Origin of the sequence: Mesorhizobium sp. M2E.F.Ca.ET.209.01.1.1, assembly GCF_004010375.2 — a bacterium.
In the GTDB taxonomy this organism is placed as follows: Bacteria; Pseudomonadota; Alphaproteobacteria; order Rhizobiales; family Rhizobiaceae; genus Mesorhizobium.
This window is the reverse complement of record NZ_SADP02001255.1, coordinates 1-286: the sequence shown is the minus strand read 5'-3', so window position 1 is coordinate 286 and position 286 is coordinate 1. Positions and strand designations below refer to the sequence as shown.

At 66.1% G+C, this 286-nt stretch carries 1 pseudogene; it reads right to left on the bottom strand.

Annotated elements, in window-relative coordinates:
* Positions 1–19: 19 nt before the first annotated feature.
* Positions 20–286 (bottom strand): annotated as a pseudogene (locus EN852_RS39950) (segregation/condensation protein A); the annotation flags it as partial.

The following is a 286-nucleotide window of genomic DNA, read 5'->3' as shown; positions in this document are numbered from 1 at the left end:
GAAGCGTTGGCGCGTTCGCTCATGATACCACCTCGACTGCCTTTGCACCTTGCGCGCGGCTACGCAGATAGATCGGCGCGAACACCTGATCCTGCCGCACCTCCAGCTTGCCCTCGCGCACCATTTCGAGCGTCGCGGCGAAGGAGCTTGCCATCGCCGTGCGCTTCTCTTCCGGCGCCGCCAGATACTCGACCAGGAAACTGTCGAGCGCCGTCCAGTCGCCGACGGCGCCGATCAGCCGTGCCAGCACTTCACGCGCATCCTTGAGCGACCACACGGCGCGCCG